The sequence below is a fragment of the Fenollaria sp. C0166D3 genome (assembly GCF_056590255.1).
On the sequence record NZ_JBWPVU010000003.1, the window covers coordinates 188,226 to 203,027 of the forward strand.

Annotated in this window: 17 protein-coding genes, 12 tRNA genes and 1 rRNA gene; 4 read left to right on the forward strand and 26 right to left on the reverse strand. The window is 37.4% G+C overall.

Annotated features, from left to right (window positions below; all coding sequences use genetic code 11):
- Nucleotides 1-74: 74 nt before the first annotated feature.
- The 8 genes from AC1EJ0_RS03330 to yedE all read right to left on the reverse strand — a co-directional run bounded on the left by AC1EJ0_RS03330 (nt 75) and on the right by yedE (nt 7,494).
- Entirely contained in the window at nt 75-1,199 is a 1,125-nt protein-coding gene (locus AC1EJ0_RS03330) for a hypothetical protein (protein ID WP_480023117.1), read from the reverse strand.
- The gene (locus AC1EJ0_RS03335) at nt 1,192-2,181 is read right to left on the reverse strand and encodes a GNAT family N-acetyltransferase (protein ID WP_480023116.1); all 990 of its coding nucleotides are present in this window, start codon (nt 2,179-2,181) and stop codon (nt 1,192-1,194) included. Before AC1EJ0_RS03335 ends, AC1EJ0_RS03330 begins: the two co-directional genes overlap by 8 nt.
- A gap of 2 nt (nt 2,182-2,183) precedes the next feature.
- On the reverse strand, nt 2,184-3,230 hold the full coding sequence (mnmA, locus tag AC1EJ0_RS03340) for a tRNA 2-thiouridine(34) synthase MnmA (RefSeq protein ID WP_480023115.1): 1,047 nt from the start codon (nt 3,228-3,230) through the stop codon (nt 2,184-2,186).
- 1 nt (nt 3,231) lies between these two features.
- The gene (glmM, locus tag AC1EJ0_RS03345; RefSeq protein WP_480023114.1) at nt 3,232-4,560 is read right to left on the reverse strand and encodes a phosphoglucosamine mutase; all 1,329 of its coding nucleotides are present in this window, start codon (nt 4,558-4,560) and stop codon (nt 3,232-3,234) included.
- Entirely contained in the window at nt 4,560-5,879 is a 1,320-nt protein-coding gene (locus AC1EJ0_RS03350; protein ID WP_480023113.1) for a CCA tRNA nucleotidyltransferase, read from the reverse strand. Before AC1EJ0_RS03350 ends, glmM begins: the two co-directional genes overlap by 1 nt.
- Nucleotides 5,880-5,965: 86 nt before the next feature.
- Complete coding sequence (locus tag AC1EJ0_RS03355; protein WP_480023112.1) at nt 5,966-6,238, reverse strand: putative Se/S carrier protein; 273 nt, start codon at nt 6,236-6,238, stop codon at nt 5,966-5,968.
- Nucleotides 6,216-6,428, reverse strand: a complete 213-nt coding sequence (locus tag AC1EJ0_RS03360; RefSeq protein ID WP_058260657.1) for a sulfurtransferase TusA family protein — start codon at nt 6,426-6,428, stop codon at nt 6,216-6,218. The genes AC1EJ0_RS03355 and AC1EJ0_RS03360 overlap by 23 nt, the downstream gene beginning before the upstream one ends.
- Nucleotides 6,418-7,494, reverse strand: coding sequence for a YedE family putative selenium transporter (gene yedE / locus AC1EJ0_RS03365; RefSeq protein ID WP_480023111.1), 1,077 nt, complete (start codon nt 7,492-7,494; stop codon nt 6,418-6,420). The genes AC1EJ0_RS03360 and yedE overlap by 11 nt, the downstream gene beginning before the upstream one ends.
- A gap of 262 nt (nt 7,495-7,756) precedes the next feature.
- Between yedE and AC1EJ0_RS03370 the strand changes: the two genes are divergently transcribed.
- The 4 genes from AC1EJ0_RS03370 to AC1EJ0_RS03385 are packed head-to-tail and all read left to right on the forward strand — an operon-like array spanning nt 7,757 to nt 10,781.
- Nucleotides 7,757-8,512, forward strand: a complete 756-nt coding sequence (locus tag AC1EJ0_RS03370; RefSeq protein WP_480023110.1) for an acyl-CoA dehydratase activase — start codon at nt 7,757-7,759, stop codon at nt 8,510-8,512.
- Entirely contained in the window at nt 8,512-9,246 is a 735-nt protein-coding gene (locus tag AC1EJ0_RS03375; RefSeq protein ID WP_480023109.1) for a hypothetical protein, read from the forward strand. The genes AC1EJ0_RS03370 and AC1EJ0_RS03375 overlap by 1 nt, the downstream gene beginning before the upstream one ends.
- On the forward strand, nt 9,239-10,516 hold the full coding sequence (locus AC1EJ0_RS03380) for a double-cubane-cluster-containing anaerobic reductase (RefSeq protein WP_058260661.1): 1,278 nt from the start codon (nt 9,239-9,241) through the stop codon (nt 10,514-10,516). The genes AC1EJ0_RS03375 and AC1EJ0_RS03380 overlap by 8 nt, the downstream gene beginning before the upstream one ends.
- A 4-nt stretch (nt 10,517-10,520) precedes the next feature.
- On the forward strand, nt 10,521-10,781 hold the full coding sequence (locus tag AC1EJ0_RS03385) for a putative Se/S carrier protein (protein WP_058260662.1): 261 nt from the start codon (nt 10,521-10,523) through the stop codon (nt 10,779-10,781).
- A 293-nt stretch (nt 10,782-11,074) separates the two neighbouring features.
- Here AC1EJ0_RS03385 and AC1EJ0_RS03390 read toward each other — a convergent pair whose 3' ends face one another.
- From AC1EJ0_RS03390 to rrf, 18 genes are all read right to left on the reverse strand, one after another.
- Nucleotides 11,075-11,557 carry an NUDIX hydrolase gene (locus AC1EJ0_RS03390; protein WP_480023108.1) on the reverse strand — a complete coding sequence of 161 codons (483 nt, stop codon included), beginning with the start codon at nt 11,555-11,557 and terminating at the stop codon, nt 11,075-11,077.
- A gap of 13 nt (nt 11,558-11,570) precedes the next feature.
- A complete protein-coding gene (locus AC1EJ0_RS03395) occupies nt 11,571-12,086 on the reverse strand; it encodes a hypothetical protein (protein ID WP_480023107.1) in 516 nt (171 codons plus the stop codon).
- 35 nt (nt 12,087-12,121) lie between these two features.
- Nucleotides 12,122-12,361: an ArsR/SmtB family transcription factor gene (locus AC1EJ0_RS03400; protein WP_294794947.1), complete on the reverse strand. Its 240-nt coding sequence runs from the start codon at nt 12,359-12,361 to the stop codon at nt 12,122-12,124.
- 154 nt (nt 12,362-12,515) lie between these two features.
- A complete protein-coding gene (locus AC1EJ0_RS03405) occupies nt 12,516-13,292 on the reverse strand; it encodes an ADP-ribosylglycohydrolase family protein (RefSeq protein ID WP_480023106.1) in 777 nt (258 codons plus the stop codon).
- Nucleotides 13,293-13,365: 73 nt separating this feature from the next.
- Nucleotides 13,366-13,442 (reverse strand) — tRNA-Arg (locus tag AC1EJ0_RS03410).
- Between the two features lie 36 nt (nt 13,443-13,478).
- A tRNA-Arg gene (locus AC1EJ0_RS03415) sits at nt 13,479-13,555 on the reverse strand.
- A gap of 10 nt (nt 13,556-13,565) precedes the next feature.
- Nucleotides 13,566-13,639 (reverse strand) — tRNA-Gly (locus AC1EJ0_RS03420).
- Between the two features lie 26 nt (nt 13,640-13,665).
- Nucleotides 13,666-13,740, reverse strand: a tRNA-Gly gene (locus tag AC1EJ0_RS03425).
- 3 nt (nt 13,741-13,743) lie between these two features.
- Nucleotides 13,744-13,828, reverse strand: a tRNA-Tyr gene (locus tag AC1EJ0_RS03430).
- Nucleotides 13,829-13,852: 24 nt separating this feature from the next.
- Nucleotides 13,853-13,928, reverse strand: a tRNA-Thr gene (locus AC1EJ0_RS03435).
- Between the two features lie 32 nt (nt 13,929-13,960).
- Nucleotides 13,961-14,038 (reverse strand) — tRNA-Asp (locus AC1EJ0_RS03440).
- A 5-nt stretch (nt 14,039-14,043) separates the two neighbouring features.
- Nucleotides 14,044-14,119, reverse strand: a tRNA-Val gene (locus tag AC1EJ0_RS03445).
- A 28-nt stretch (nt 14,120-14,147) separates the two neighbouring features.
- Nucleotides 14,148-14,223: transfer RNA gene (locus AC1EJ0_RS03450), tRNA-Glu, on the reverse strand.
- A gap of 87 nt (nt 14,224-14,310) precedes the next feature.
- Nucleotides 14,311-14,448 (reverse strand): hypothetical protein, encoded by a 138-nt coding sequence (locus tag AC1EJ0_RS03455; protein WP_480023105.1) that lies wholly within the window; start codon nt 14,446-14,448, stop codon nt 14,311-14,313.
- 18 nt (nt 14,449-14,466) lie between these two features.
- A tRNA-Met gene (locus AC1EJ0_RS03460) sits at nt 14,467-14,542 on the reverse strand.
- Between the two features lie 9 nt (nt 14,543-14,551).
- Nucleotides 14,552-14,640: transfer RNA gene (locus AC1EJ0_RS03465), tRNA-Leu, on the reverse strand.
- A 5-nt stretch (nt 14,641-14,645) separates the two neighbouring features.
- Nucleotides 14,646-14,720: transfer RNA gene (locus AC1EJ0_RS03470), tRNA-Asn, on the reverse strand.
- A gap of 6 nt (nt 14,721-14,726) precedes the next feature.
- Nucleotides 14,727-14,802 (reverse strand): 5S ribosomal RNA (rrf, locus tag AC1EJ0_RS03475); the annotation flags it as partial.

Below are 14,802 nucleotides of genomic sequence, written 5' to 3' on the forward strand. Positions count from 1 at the left end.
TACTATTAATTTTTACCCAAAATCTCTCTAAATATAACTTTGATAATAATTTAAGGTGCGCAAGGCACCCTAAACTATATATCCATTTGATAAATTCTATAAGTTATGTTGATCTTTGCACCAAAGCTTTCAACGTCGTTCATCATATCTTTGTTGTATTCCCAAATTGTTGATCCTTCAAGCTCTGTATAGCCTTTCTTGATTGCGTTGATGTATGTCTTTAGGTACATAACGCTTGTAACACCCTTCTTTTGATACTCAGGCACTACGAATAAAACGAAAAATCTAATTCTATCAATCTTTCTCTTGTGATACAAAAACTTTATAAAGCCAAATGGAAGTAGTCTTCCTTTCATCTTTTTGATGGCTTGGTTGTAGTCTGGTAGAGTTATGTTAAAACCGATAGGCTCGTTTGTTTCGTTGTCTCTTGCGATAAATATAAGCTCTGGATCGGCATATGGTTTTAGCTGCTTAACTACCTTTCTGATCTCTTCTTCATCAAGTGGAGCGAAGTCATCCCATTCTTTAGGCATAGCTTTTTCAATTACATGCATAATATCTGCTGCATCGCTGTCAAGTCTACTAAAATCAATATTGTCCACTCTAAAATTGAACTTCTTCATTGCATATGGAACAAGTTTTTCGAATCTTTCAATATTAGCATTTTTAATTTTGTCTTTATATGCGTAGCAATCAAAGTACTTTTCGAAGCCATATTTCACGAAGAAATCATTGTAGTAGCTCTTGTTGTATGTGTTCATTATGTATGGTTGATCCTCGAAGTTATCGACTATAAAGCCTCTGTTGTCCTCGCCGCCTGGTAGTGAAACTGGTCCTTTTACCTTATTCATGCCGTGCGCCCTAAGGTATTCTACTGCTGCATCAAGAAGTTTCTCAGCGTATTCATAATTATTTTCACACTCAAATTGTGAGATGTAACCTTCTTTAAAACCGTGGTAATCGTTGACAATTTCGTTGATTCCGACCAAAAGTCTTCCAACTACTTTATCCCCATCATAGCAGATAAACTTTGTATTTGGTCCTGCGTTGTTTAGGTCGTTATCCACTCCTTGTAAATATTTTAAATATTCTTTTCTAATTGGTGGAACAAAGTTTTTGTCCCCTTCATATAAGTCATAGATAAAATATGCAAATTCCTTTAATGTTTTTTTGTCAGTAACTTCTTTTACGCTAATCATTGTTACCACTCCTTTTTATTTCTAAAAGCTCATAGACATCCGAGCTTAAATATTTTTTACAAGCCGAAAAATCATTTTCGTAGCACTCTCTGACCTTCGATGCGCTAATAACTTCGCCATCTATAGTCTTTCTCTCTATAAATTCACATTCAATACCATATTCAGAAAGTATTTTCTTCATCATTTCATTGTATTTTTCAGTAACTTTGTCAATAGGCTCTGTGCCGAAGTACCTCTTTTTGATATTCAAATCCTTTGCAATGCGCTTTGCGAATATCTTTGCATCAAGCTCTGTATACACCTTAAGCTTATCTGTATCCTTCTTCAAAAAATATGTTGGGAAGGTCGCTCTAGATATGATGTAGGGGCCTGATTTATAGACATGAACCCTATCATTATCTTGATAATGCTTTTTAACTATCTCATATCTATCCCTAGTACTAAAGTATGAGGCATCCTCTTCCAAAACGAAGATGATTAAGTCCCTATCTTCTTCCAAGGCTTTATCTACTAGGTACTCATGACCAAGTGTGAGTGGATTTGCATTCATGACTATGGCATTGTACTCATCTTTATCAAGATCTTTCTTGATAGTCTCTATCCAGTCCTTGTACTTGAAGAAACCGCCTTCTAAGAGAACAACATCATCAGTCTTTTCAATAACATCCATAGATAGTGAAGTGAAAATATTTTCATTCTTTGCCTTAGTAAAGACAAAGTAACTTCTATATCCTTTGGCAATGATTTCTTCAAGCGCACTATTAATAAGCTCTATCGCTAGTCCCTCGCCTTGATATTTATCATCGATGTAGAAGAATTTAATTAAATTTTTCTTTACTGATACTGTCGCGATTATTTCTCCTGCATCTCTTATAATGTAGCTCGCATCAAGATCTTCATAGATAACTTCTTTTTCTAATAAAAATTCTTTAAGGGTCTTTTCACTTGATGAGCCCTTAATTATTTTATCTACATAAAACATGATTAATCCACTATAACGCCGCCGCCTACTACAGTTCTGCCATCGTATACAACGAGGCTCTGTGAAAGAGTTATCGCTCTTTGCGGCTCTTCAAAAGTAACTGTGTAAGTACCGCCGTCATTCTTCTTTACTTTTGCTTTTTCATCATTTGATCTATATCTAACTTTTGCTGTATATACCTTGTCTTCAGCGATTTCATCAATTGAAATCCAGTTCACATCTTTAATTACAGCAGTCTTTTTAAATAAATCCTCTTCTGGTCCAAGAATGATTTCGTTATTAACTGGATCTATCTTAGTCACAAAAGCTCTTTGACCTAAGGCAACATTTAGTCCGCGTCTTTGGCCTATAGTGTAGTTTCTAATGCCATCGTGCTCGCCTAAAACTTTGCCGTTCTTATCTTTAATTAGGCCCTTCTTGCTAATATTTTTAGAATATTTATTTAAAAAAGCCTTATAATCATCATTTGCAATAAAGCAAATCTCTTGCGAATCCTTTTTATTGTATACAGGTATGCCCGCTTCCTTCGCTATGGCCCTAGTTTTATCCTTATCCATAGCTCCAACTGGGAATATCGCGTCTCTCAGCTGTTCTTGCTTAATATTGTATAGGAAATAGCTTTGATCTTTTCTAATGTTTGTAGATTTTTGAAGATAGTGAATGCCATTTGCCTCATATTTTTCAACATAGTGACCAGTCGCAATAAAGTCAGCATCGAAGTTCTTCATCTCATCGTGAAATCTTTTGAACTTGATGTTTTTATTGCAGAAGATGCAAGGGTTTGGCGTGTGGCCAAGCTCGTACTCACGGATGAATGGCTCAATTACCTTCTCTTTGAAGTCTTCCTTGTAATCAACCACGTGATGCTCTATGCCAAGGTAGTCAGATACTCTCTTTGCATCCTCTATCATCTTTGTGTAATTGTCTTTAATAATATCGTCGCATAAATTAAATGTGATGGCTACTACATCGTAACCAGCCTCTTTTAGTAAATATGCGCTGACGGAGCTATCTACCCCGCCCGATAAAGCTATTAAAACTCTCTTCAAACTATTTCGTCTCTCTTTCTATCAAATCAACTAAATCTTTTGCTAATTTTTTTAATTCATCTTCATCTTCGCCCTCAAGCATGACCCTTAGAAGCGGCTCAGTGCCTGATGGTCTGATGACTACCCTCATGTCGGGGTTGTTCTTAGTTAAATCATCTATAGCGTTTTTAACGCTTTTTATATCTAAAACTTTATTTTTTATCTCGTTAGTAACTTTTGCGTTTAAAAGTACTTGTGGATATGTCTTCATAAGTCCGTTTAATTCAGCAGCTGTCTTTTTAAGCTCGGTCATGGCATTGATTAAAAATATCGCGCTTAAAAGGCCATCGCCAGTATTTTGATAATCCTTTAGTATTATGTGGCCCGATTGTTCGCCGCCAAGCGATAAATCGTCCTTGATTAGTTCAGCTAGAACATATCTATCGCCAACGCTAGTCACATCAAGCTCTACGCCAATAGTATCAAGGTACTTCTTAAGGCCAATGTTTGACATGATAGTCGCAACAAGTTTATTCTTCTTAAGCTTATCATGCTTTTTCAAATATGTCACAAGCGCTGCTAATATATGGTCTCCGTCCATAATCTTGCCTTCGTTATCAACTACTAATAATCTATCTGCATCGCCGTCAAAGGCTATGCCTATATCTGCCTTACTGTCTTTAACAGTTTCTATAAGCGATTCCAGGTGAGTTGAACCGCAGTTTAAATTTATGTTTCTGCCATTTGGCTCGTCATGAATGTATATCATTTCAGCGCCTGATTCATTTAAAACTTCTTTTGCAGTCACGTAATTTGCTCCATTAGACATGTCGCAAACAATTTTAAGGCCGCTGTAGTCCTTCATAAGTGAGCGTAAATAGCTTATATACTCAGTTTTATCAATCTCATCAGTGATGTAATTGCCGAAGCGCTCTGGCTTTTTTAGATCTTTGTCATTTAGCATATTCGTTTCAATCGCTTCTTCTACTTCATCTGCTAGCTTGTAGCCGTCCTTGTTAAAAACCTTTATGCCGTTGTATTCATAAGGGTTATGCGATGCTGAGACAACGATGCCGAATAAAGAATCATTCTTGCTAATTATGTAGCTTGCTTCTGGCGTCGATGTTACGTTTAAATCATATACATCAAGTCCCATAGATGTGATGGCTGCTGCAAGTGATAGCTTTATCATGTCCTTAGACTCTCTTGTGTCGCTCGCTATAAAAACTTTTTTGCCCTCACCGCCAATAAAGTAGTCCGCTATATATTTGCCTAATTTGTATGAAAATTCACTAGTTAAAAACTCGCCAGCGACGCCCCTGACGCCGTCTGTGCCAAATAATTTCTTCATTATTCTTCCTCCATATATTCCTTAAGAAGCGGGAGCAAAGTTTCTCTGTCGTTCTCAAGCTCGCCCAAACTCACCATTTCTTTAATTTTTCCAAGTGCGTGCGCAAATTTTTTGCCTGGCGCATAGCCCATGGCAATCAAATCGTCGCCGCTAACAGCAAGTTTCAGCTCGCCGCTTTTGTCAAGACTGTCTTCTATCTCTTTTATGTAAGTCTCAAATTTTGTGATATTATCAAGCTCGCGGCCCGGTCTCGTAGCAATACTATCTGCCCTAATTAAATCAAGGTAGCGATAAATGTTCTCCTTGCCATAGTAATTATAAAGCCTTCTCACAGCTTTTATCCCAAAGTTCGGGTCCTGCTTCATGTGCTTTAAAATGAGGTCATGAACTAGGTTTATGGTCTTCTTGTCATAATTAAAGACTTTTAAAATATCTACTGCCATCTCGGCGCCGACTTTGTCGTGATCGTAATAGTGCGAGACATTCCTATCTTCAGAACGGGTTAATGGTTTTGCCACGTCATGAAATAAAGCTGCAAGACGCGTTGGCAAATCTTTTTCAGTCGCTTCAACCGCCTTCATCGTATGAGTAAATAAATCATAGCTATGATAAGGATTGTTCTGGTCGTAGTCAAATTCATTGTCAAGCTCAGGAAGGACTGCCTTCAAAATGCCCAGCTCGTGCATAAGTATAAAAGCGTAATGTGCATTGTCAAGGAGCAAAATCTTGTTGAACTCTTCACGAAATTTGTCCTTTGAAAGAGTTTTTACATAAGGTGCATATTTTTTCGCAGCCTTAAAAGTCTCATCTTCTATCTCAAAGCCAAGCTTCGACGCAAAGCGCACTAAACGCAGTATTCTTAAGTAGTCCTTTGCAAAACTTTCATACGGATCAATAACAGTTCTTAAAATTTTCGCATCAAGATCTTTTTTTGCGTCCAGAAAATCATAAATATTTTTACTCTCATCCATTAACATAGTGTTTATGGTGAAGTCGCGCCTAATAAGGTCTTCTTTGACATCGCTCGTAAAACTTAAAGTGCTCGGGTGCCTGCCATCAGCGTAGTCATCCTCACGCCTAAATGTAGTTATCTCGATTGCATTCTCGCCCTTAATCTTGACAGAGCCATATTTCATAAATTTAGTATCTAGCTCATAATCACTTAAAAGATTTATTATCTCATCAGGCCTCTTCGCCGTGCATATATCTATGTCGTAGACATCCTTGCATAGCAAATAGTCCCTCACAGCACCTCCAACAATGTATGAGGAACCACCTAATCTTTTCAAGATATCAATCGCGTAATCTAAATTTTTCATAATATACAATAGATTATATCACATTCACAAGAAAAAATCAAAAATATCTAAAAGAAAAACAGCCACATGATGTAGCTGTTAATCCATTATAATATTTCTTTTAACTTATCGCTTTCGTATAAATAATAATCCTCTACTCTATCGACCTCATAATCAAAGTCATCGATGACCTTGTCAAGTACTTCTCTGTTCTTGATCGAAGTGGCTAAGCTATTGCCACAGGATGAAGAAAGATCTCTTGGTGTCGGTATGATGAGTGATTCGATGCCGAGCTCTTTGAGTTTATTATTTAGCATAAGGCACGACGATATCGAATAGAATGTTACTATGACAACGTTATTTTGTTGCTTTAAGCTCAAAGTCTTCTCCGTCTTCTTTAACTGCTACAGTGTAGCCAGCATTTTCAAGATATCTTGTAACATTTTCTTTAGCAACTTCTATGTCAACTAGAACTGTAAAGTCCTTTGTGCCTTTGTCTGCTTCGTTTTTAGCTAAAATAACTGGTTCTGGACAAGAAAGTCCTCTTGCATCAATAATATTATTTGCCATTGTGAGCTCCTTTCTTTCTTTCAGCTATGATGAAGTATGCTGCGATTATAACGAATACAAATCCGATGATAACTGCAACTCTACCATTAGCAGTTGTTCCCTTACCTGATGAAGCTAAGCCAAAGTTGTGTGATGCAGCTGCTCCGCATATAAGACCGATAACTGTCATGAATGCGTCTGTATCGCCTTGTGAAGCAAGTATTGTTTGTCTGATTGGGCAGCCACCAAGTAATACAGCTGTTAAACCAACTAAGCCCATGGATAAGAAGTTCCATAAGTGTTCTGAGTGAGCTACTGGTTGAGCTTCGAAGCCAAAATTAAATTGACCTAGGCAAAGGTTTAGAACTAAGTTTGCTAGTACTATACCAAGTATACCATATAGGAAGTGATAGTCCTTGATTAGTATTGCATCTCTAAATCCTGCTGCTGTACAAAGTCTTGTTCTTTGTAAAATGCCACCAACGATTAAACCTGCTACTAATGAAATTATGAATGGCGCATGCATTGATCCAGGTCCTTCTGTTGAGAAGTGGATGAATGCTGGTTTTGCTAGTGCTAAGATAAGTAATACAACTGCAAATATTGGCATAATAAGTCCAGATAATTTTGATTGATCATGGTTTCTGCCTAAAGAGTAACCTTTCTTAATAAATACAATACCAACTCCAATACCTGCGATAAAGCCTAATAAACCTACTACAGCGTTCATGTCTCCAGCGCCGATTCTTAGAAGCATTCTAAGTGGGCAGCCTAAGAATACTAAAGCGCCTATCATCATCACGAAGCCGTAAACGAAGCGAAGTGCTGGGTTTGATCCGCCCTTGGCTCTGAATTCGCCCTTAGCCATAGAAATGATGAAAGCACCTAAAATAAAACCGATGATTTCAGGTCTTATATATTGAACAACTCCTGCAGAGTGTAGTCCCAGTGCGCCTGCTATGTCTCTAAAAAAGCATGCAACACAGATACCCATGTTAGCTGGGTTGCCAAAGTGCATAAGTAAAGCTCCAATTATACCAATAATAGCGCCTCCTATGAAGATAGTCAAATTTTGTTTTTTCTTCATAATATCCCTCCTTTATATGAGTATATCACAAGAAAAGGCTATTTTTCGATGTATTAAAAAATTTTATAGTTCCAGCCTTTATTATAAGATATAATTATTAAGATTTTTCTATATGAGCATGATTATGGTCTAGCTACTATTTAAAATATTTATAATGAGGCCCATATATATAAAATTATTCTATACTTATTGAATGTGAATTCTTTATGATATATAATTTAATTAATACTAATACTATGGTAAAATTTAAGAGAGGTGGATTATGCATTACATAGGAATTGATATAGGATCAACTGCTTCAAAGGCTGTTATCCTAGATGAAAACAAGGAAAAAGTATTGCACGAAAAGATCATGCCAAGTGGCTGGAACAGTAAAGAAACTGGTGAAGAGATTAAAAATTGGATCAAATCACTAGGCTACGGCGAAGATGATGTGAAGATCACCGCGACTGGCTACGGAAGAATCAGTGTGCCTTATGCGGACAAAACTGTTACTGAAATCACTTGTCATGCTAAAGGCGCTCACTTTTTAAATCCTGAAGACATGACTGTTGTTGACATAGGTGGACAAGATACTAAGGTTATGCTTGTGCAAAACTCAAATGTAATGGACTTTATTATGAATGACAAGTGCTCTGCAGGTACTGGAAAGTTCTTGGAAGTTATGGCCAATAGGCTTGGACTTTCATTAGAAGAAATGTTTGAGTACGCTAAGAGAGGCCAATCTGTAAACATATCATCTGTATGTACAGTATTTGCTGAATCAGAAGTAATCTCGCTTATGGGTAAAGGCACTCCTCGTGAAGACATCGCAAGAGGTGTTGTTGACTCGATAGTTAAGAAAGTCGCTGCACTAGCAACAAGAAAAAATGCATCAGATAATTACTTCTTAACTGGTGGTTTCTGCGACTCAGAATTTACAGTTGAACTTTTAAGCGAAAAACTTGGTGCACCTGTAAAAACACATCCAGATGCAAGATTTGCTGGAGCCATAGGTGCTGCACTGCTTGCAAAATAATGATAGACGTAGAATTCTTTAAAGAATTAAGGCGTAAGGCTTATGTCGATGCTGTCACATTTAAAATGAGTGAGAATAACGTCATAGGCTACTTTGCTAAAGACATCGACGAGGCATTTTTAATGAGCTATGGATTAGTTCCCTACCCAATCGAATCGACTGACACAGAGATTTTAGCTTATGGTGAGTACAACACTTGCGATATGATCAGCGCGACGACCATTTACATGACAACAAAGAAGTGCCCACTAATCTATTCTTCCAAAATCTTTTTGATTGAGGATATTTGCAAAAAATTCACTGAAGTCTTTAGTGCTAGTTGCGACAAATATATCTATGAATATAGTGGGGATATTGCAGGAACTGATATTGACGGCGTAATAAAGTCTGTCTACGGCTTTAATTTTGATGAGAAAAAATACAAGCAAATGAAAAAAATATTTTCTAAAATCGATGAGCTACTATTGGCAATAGAAAAAAAGCTTGAGCCATATGAGTATAATATTGTTAAATACTACATTCGTTATGTGGCTGAACCTGAGAAAAGAGTAAAAATTCTCGAAAGGGTTTTAGAAGATAATCAAAACAACATTAATATTAAAATGAATAAATGTATTAATGTCGCCTGTCCAGAAATAATTCTGGATGAACTCAAAGGCCCTATATCTGAGAGCTACAAAAACATTGACCTAGCTCCAAGGGGCTGCATATTAAAAGGAGGAAAAAATGGATAAGAATCATGAAATGTGGACTAATCTAGGCATGGACGTTGAAAAACACGATATGCTATGTGAAGTTTTACCAGGAGCTTTTGGAGACGTATTCCTAAGCCAAGAAAACAGACCAAAGGGTATGGACTACTGGAACATGGTAGTTGGCGATATCCACGGTATTAGACCAGCTGAATTAATCGAACACCAAAAGAATGGTGGCAAGGTAGTTGGTACTTTCTGTATACACGTACCAGACGAAGTGCCTATAGCTGCTGGAGCAATAGTTACAGGTCTTTGCAGTGGATCTCAATTCTGGGTGCCAGGCGGAGAAAAGAAGCTTCCTACAGCAACTTGCCCACTAATCAAAGCTTCACTAGGAGCAAGATTTGACAGAACTTGCCCATTCTTCAGAATAGCTGACCTATTCGTTGGTGAAACTACTTGTGACGGCAAGAAAAAAGCTTGGGAAATACTTGCTGAAGATGCACCAATGTTTATCATGGACATACCTCAAATGAAGAGAGACGAAGACTTCGAAAAATGGGAAGCTGAAATTAAACGCTACATGAAGAGAATCGAAGAGCTTACAGGCAATGAAATTACTGAAGAAGGACTAAGAAAAGCTATACATATTGTTAACAACAAGAGAAGAGCTTTGAAGAGACTTAACGAATTTAGAAAGAACGATCTAATTCCAATAAGTGGTAGAGATGTTCTAGTAATCACACAAGTTGCTTTCTATGACGATCCAGAAAGAACTACAGAAATGATTAACAAGCTTTGTGACGAACTTGAAGAAAGAGTTAAGAACAAAGTTTCAGTTTACAAACCAGGTGCAAAGAGAATACTTCTTACAGGTACTCCACTTTCTATTCCAAACTGGAAGATGCACCAAATCATCGAATCACTTGGAGCAGCTGTTGTCTGCGAAGAAATGTGTACAGGAATTCGTTACAGCTACAAACTTGTTGAAGAAGATGCGGGTGCAGATATGGATACTATGGTTCATAATCTTGCACAAAGATACCTTGGCAGCATAAACTGCGCTTGCTTCACACCAAACACAGCAAGAATCGACGACATAGTAAGACTTGCTAAAGAATACAAGGCAGATGGCGTTATCGACCTTAACCTTAAGTTCTGTAACCTATATGACACAGAAGGCTACTTCGTAGAAAAAGAACTTAACAAGCTAGGTATACCAGTTATGGGTATAGAAACAGACTACACAGACGAAGACGCAGAACAATTAAAGACAAGAATCGGCGCTTTCTTAGAAATGCTTGACTAATTTAATGAAAGAGCTAAGAAACTACATTCTTTTAGGCGATTCAGCTTCGGCTACAAAATTATACTATCTACTTAAAGATAATGGCTTTGAAGTAACCATAGCACCAACACCGAGAAATGCAGACCATTGCTGTGGTTTATGCATTATATACGAAGCTAAAGATAGAGAAAAGATAGCGATGCTCGCTGAGAAAAATTCTATAAAGATAGATAGATTCTGGGAAGACATCGTAAGAGATGATCCAAATAGAATGAGATTTTGCTAATATCAAAGGGATAGACCAGTGGTCTATCCCTTGATTTTTGTTATACCTATCTAATAATTGTTAAAATTATAGCGAGCATTATTAAGCCTAAACCAAGAACAAATTCTATCAGGCCTAGTTTTTTAGCATAAGAAGAATCTTTTCTTTTATATACAACATCTAAGTTAAAAGAATTTATCAAAGAATATTTCTTTCTAAAATAAATAAGATATCCGAATGTAGAAAAGACTGTACCTAAGATAAATAATAATATTTTCAAAATCAACATAAGTTTCTCCACCCCTTAATATAAGCTATACCTCTTTATTCAGTAATATCGTTTTAAAATTTATACCATTTAAGTAATAATAGTCAACAGATTTGAATGGTTTATTTTTTAGAGCGTAATCAAGAAATATCTTTTCCACTTCCCAATGTGGACTTTCGTAGAATTCCTCCTCGCTCATAAACTTAAGAGTGCCTTCAGAACATTCTTTAACCACACCAGCATAATCATCGCTGTAATATACATACATAGTTTCATAAGTGCCAGAACCTATGTCAATGTAGCGAACCTCGCCCATGTAATAGAATGTATTAAGACTAAGATTTGTCTCTTCATAGACCTCGCGCACAATGCACTCATCCTTTGACTCGCCCGACTCAATCTTTCCACCCACGCCAATGTACTTGCCATGATTAATATCGTTCTTCTTTTTATTTCTGTATAAGAACAAAAACTTATTAGTAATCTTGTCCTTGATATATATAACAGTGTAAGCTTGTTTTAATTTCATAATAAATTATCGTTTATTTACAAAATTTATTCCAAAAATCTACCCAGCTGCCATGTACTTCTCTTTGGTCAATGTAAATAAAAGTATCTTCATCATACCAATCATGGTTAACTATATCGTCAATAGTCTCAGGAACAAAAAAGTTGAAAAATTCTTTCTTGAACGAACTTCCATACTGTAAATAATATGCACCTACCATCTTTGTAAAATTGGTTTTCTTTACATCTTGTGGTTTATACAAAAGTGCTTCTCCGACCTGATTTAAATCAGGGCTTACTTCAAGAAAAACTAAACTTAAATCATCTTCCTTATAGCCAAGTATAAAACTTCTGTATTTATAGGAAACGGTACGAAGCACTACGAAATTCGCACCACTAATATCTTCTGAATAAGCATAAACTATTTTATATTCCGAACCATTATCTACTTGCTTATCAAAAATTTCTCTCATGCGATTTTTGTTTTCATTGCTTTTTACATTATCTAACTCAACTGTTTTTTCCCCACCAAATAAATTAAACAATCCCATTTTATTGCCTCCTATCATAATTTTAATTTCTTCTGTTAGTTATAGTATTTTTGCGTTATTCCATTTATTAAGTCAGTATAAACAAACTCAATAATTCCATTCTCTTCAAAAAGCCTTAAATGATAATGTATTTTTAAGCCGCTAACTCCTAAAGCATCTAACAGATCTTGTGCCGTCTTTGCTGTAATGCCAAGCATTATAATTATTTTCAATCTTGCAGGATTACTTACTAAATTAATCTCTTTTAGTGTGCTTAATATGTGAACCTCTTTCATTTTCACATCATACTTACCATCTTTAGATATAAAATAGCATAAATTAATTCAACAGTCAAGTATTTTTTAACGTTAAGTTATATTTATTTTATCTATAATTATCCTTGGAAAATAAAAAAGCTACTAAGTATAATACTTAGTAGCATAATCTAATTTATTCAAACAAACATTCTTCAATTAATTCTTTATTCTTAAGCTTTTCTAACCACTTTTTTGGAATGGCTTCAATGCCATAAATAATTCCAGCAAGGCCTCCTGTGACTGCAGCTGTCGTATCTGTATCGCTTCCAAGATTAACTGCTTTTAAAACTGCATCCTTATAATTATCTGTATTTAATATACACCATAGTGACGCTTTTAGAGTGTCAAGTACAAAACCACCTGATTTAATCTCGCTTTCATCAACATATTTTATGCTATCATCAATATATTTTTTGCCATTTATTAATTTTCTTGCTATATGAATATATTCTATGCAAGCATTTTTTGATATCTCATGGGCGTGTGTTATAGCTGAAACATTGGCAATATCTTCATCTGATGCATCTGTAAATGCTAGTGGAAGTATCCTCATAATTGATCCATTACCATTGTCATGAAAGCCGTCCAAACCATGTCCAAGCTCAATAGCTCCGCGCGTTGTGCCTCCTACATCAAATACTTCACCATTTGCAGTGAATTTGTCTTCATATAACCACGCTTCAAAATTCTTACGTATCTCTTTTAAATCAATGAATCCCCTGTCCTTAATTGACTTTGCTGTGGCTAGTGTTAGCGATGTATCGTCAGACCATGTGCCTGCCTCTTGATTCCATGTGCCGTGGCCAATCATATCTGTGCAATTATATGTGTGTCTTTCTTTGAACTCGTATGGCACGCCTAAAGCATCTCCAATCGCAAAACCAAATATAGCTGATTTTAATTTTGACATGAATCTCCCTCCATATTCATAGTGATTTGTATACGAAAAAGGACCAAGTAATTGAAAATACTTAGTCCTAGGCTGGCGCATCATGAGGGAGTCGAACCCCCGACCTTCTGGTTCGTAGCCAGACACTCTATCCAGCTGAGCTAATGATGCAAAAAAGCAGCAAAAGAATATTAATTTTTGCTGCTATGGCGCGACTAGGAGGAGTCGAACCCCCGGCACACGGATTAGAAGTCCGTTGCTCTATCCAGCTGAGCTATAGTCGCATGTAACGTATGGAGCGGGTGAAGGGAATCGGACCCTCGCAACCAGCTTGGAAGGCTGGGGCTCTACCACTGAGCTACACCCGCAAATTTTGCGGTATTAAAAAAGAATATGGAGCGGAAAACGAGATTCGAACTCGCGACCCTCGCCTTGGCAAGGCGATGCTCTACCACTGAGCCATTTCCGCATATGGTGGAAGAGAGTGGATTTGAACCACTGAAAGCTTAGCTAACGGATTTACAGTCCGCCCCCTTTAGCCACTTGGGTACTCTTCCATAAGGCAATATTAATAAAAGATTTGGAGCCGGCAGGAGGACTTGAACCCCTAACCTACTGATTACAAGTCAGTTGCTCTACCAATTGAGCTATGCCGGCACTTAGGCAATATTTATCGCCTAATCTTTTACTGGCGACCCGGATGGGGCTCGAACCCACGACCTCTAGCGTGACAGGCTAGCATTCTAAACCAACTGAACTACCGGGCCATGCATGGTGGACGATATAGGGCTCGAACCTATGACCCCCTGCTTGTAAGGCAGATGCTCTCCCAGCTGAGCTAATCGTCCATGCATAATGTTTTTTATTAAATAAAAATGGTGACCCTACCGGGATTCGAACCCGGGTAACCGCCGTGAAAGGGCGGTGTCTTGAACCGCTTGACCATAGGGCCATATTGTATGTATTATAGCATATATTAATTTTTAAGGCAACTAAATTATATAAATAATTATGGTTGCGGGAGCAGGATTTCATTGACCTAACTTAGTGAGCACGCTAGGGCGAACTCTAGTAGGTCAAGTGCAACCTGTTTCCCAAATGAACGAACAAAGTGAAGTTCGTTTGGCTTGAAACAGTCTGCTGAACCGTCTTTTTGATATCTATTTAAGGATCTCATCTATCCCCGTAATCGTTATGGTTGCGGGAGCAGGATTTGAACCTGCGACCTTCGGGTTATGAGCCCGACGAGCTGCCAGCTGCTCCATCCCGCGATGTCTTTTTGGTGCCGAGGATCGGAATCGAACCGATACGACCTTTAAGGGTCGCAGGATTTTAAGTCCTGTGCGTCTGCCTGTTCCGCCACCCCGGCTCATTTGGCGCTTGTGGTAAGACTCGAACTTACAACCTACCGGTTAACAGCCGGTTGCTCTGCCATTGAGCTACACAAGCTTATTTAAGTGGCGGCTACCTATTATCCCAGGTCGTCTCCAACCAAGTACCTTCAGCGTTAAGAGCCTTAACTTCCGTGTTC

Coding starts and splice junctions, on each gene's coding strand:
- yedE (WP_480023111.1), bottom strand. CDS start 7,494: ATGAAGAAAAAACAAAATTTGACTATCTTCATAGGAGGCGCTATTATT.
- AC1EJ0_RS03360 (WP_058260657.1), bottom strand. CDS start 6,428: ATGGCAAATAATATTATTGATGCAAGAGGACTTTCTTGTCCAGAACCA.
- AC1EJ0_RS03390 (WP_480023108.1), bottom strand. CDS start 11,557: ATGAAATTAAAACAAGCTTACACTGTTATATATATCAAGGACAAGATT.
- AC1EJ0_RS03350 (WP_480023113.1), bottom strand. CDS start 5,879: ATGAAAAATTTAGATTACGCGATTGATATCTTGAAAAGATTAGGTGGT.
- AC1EJ0_RS03335 (WP_480023116.1), bottom strand. CDS start 2,181: ATGTTTTATGTAGATAAAATAATTAAGGGCTCATCAAGTGAAAAGACC.
- AC1EJ0_RS03375 (WP_480023109.1), top strand. CDS start 8,512: ATGATAGACGTAGAATTCTTTAAAGAATTAAGGCGTAAGGCTTATGTC.
- AC1EJ0_RS03400 (WP_294794947.1), bottom strand. CDS start 12,361: ATGAAAGAGGTTCACATATTAAGCACACTAAAAGAGATTAATTTAGTA.
- AC1EJ0_RS03370 (WP_480023110.1), top strand. CDS start 7,757: ATGCATTACATAGGAATTGATATAGGATCAACTGCTTCAAAGGCTGTT.
- AC1EJ0_RS03330 (WP_480023117.1), bottom strand. CDS start 1,199: ATGATTAGCGTAAAAGAAGTTACTGACAAAAAAACATTAAAGGAATTT.
- AC1EJ0_RS03385 (WP_058260662.1), top strand. CDS start 10,521: ATGAAAGAGCTAAGAAACTACATTCTTTTAGGCGATTCAGCTTCGGCT.
- AC1EJ0_RS03405 (WP_480023106.1), bottom strand. CDS start 13,292: ATGTCAAAATTAAAATCAGCTATATTTGGTTTTGCGATTGGAGATGCT.
- AC1EJ0_RS03380 (WP_058260661.1), top strand. CDS start 9,239: ATGGATAAGAATCATGAAATGTGGACTAATCTAGGCATGGACGTTGAA.
- AC1EJ0_RS03455 (WP_480023105.1), bottom strand. CDS start 14,448: ATGAGATCCTTAAATAGATATCAAAAAGACGGTTCAGCAGACTGTTTC.
- AC1EJ0_RS03395 (WP_480023107.1), bottom strand. CDS start 12,086: ATGGGATTGTTTAATTTATTTGGTGGGGAAAAAACAGTTGAGTTAGAT.
- glmM (WP_480023114.1), bottom strand. CDS start 4,560: ATGAAGAAATTATTTGGCACAGACGGCGTCAGGGGCGTCGCTGGCGAG.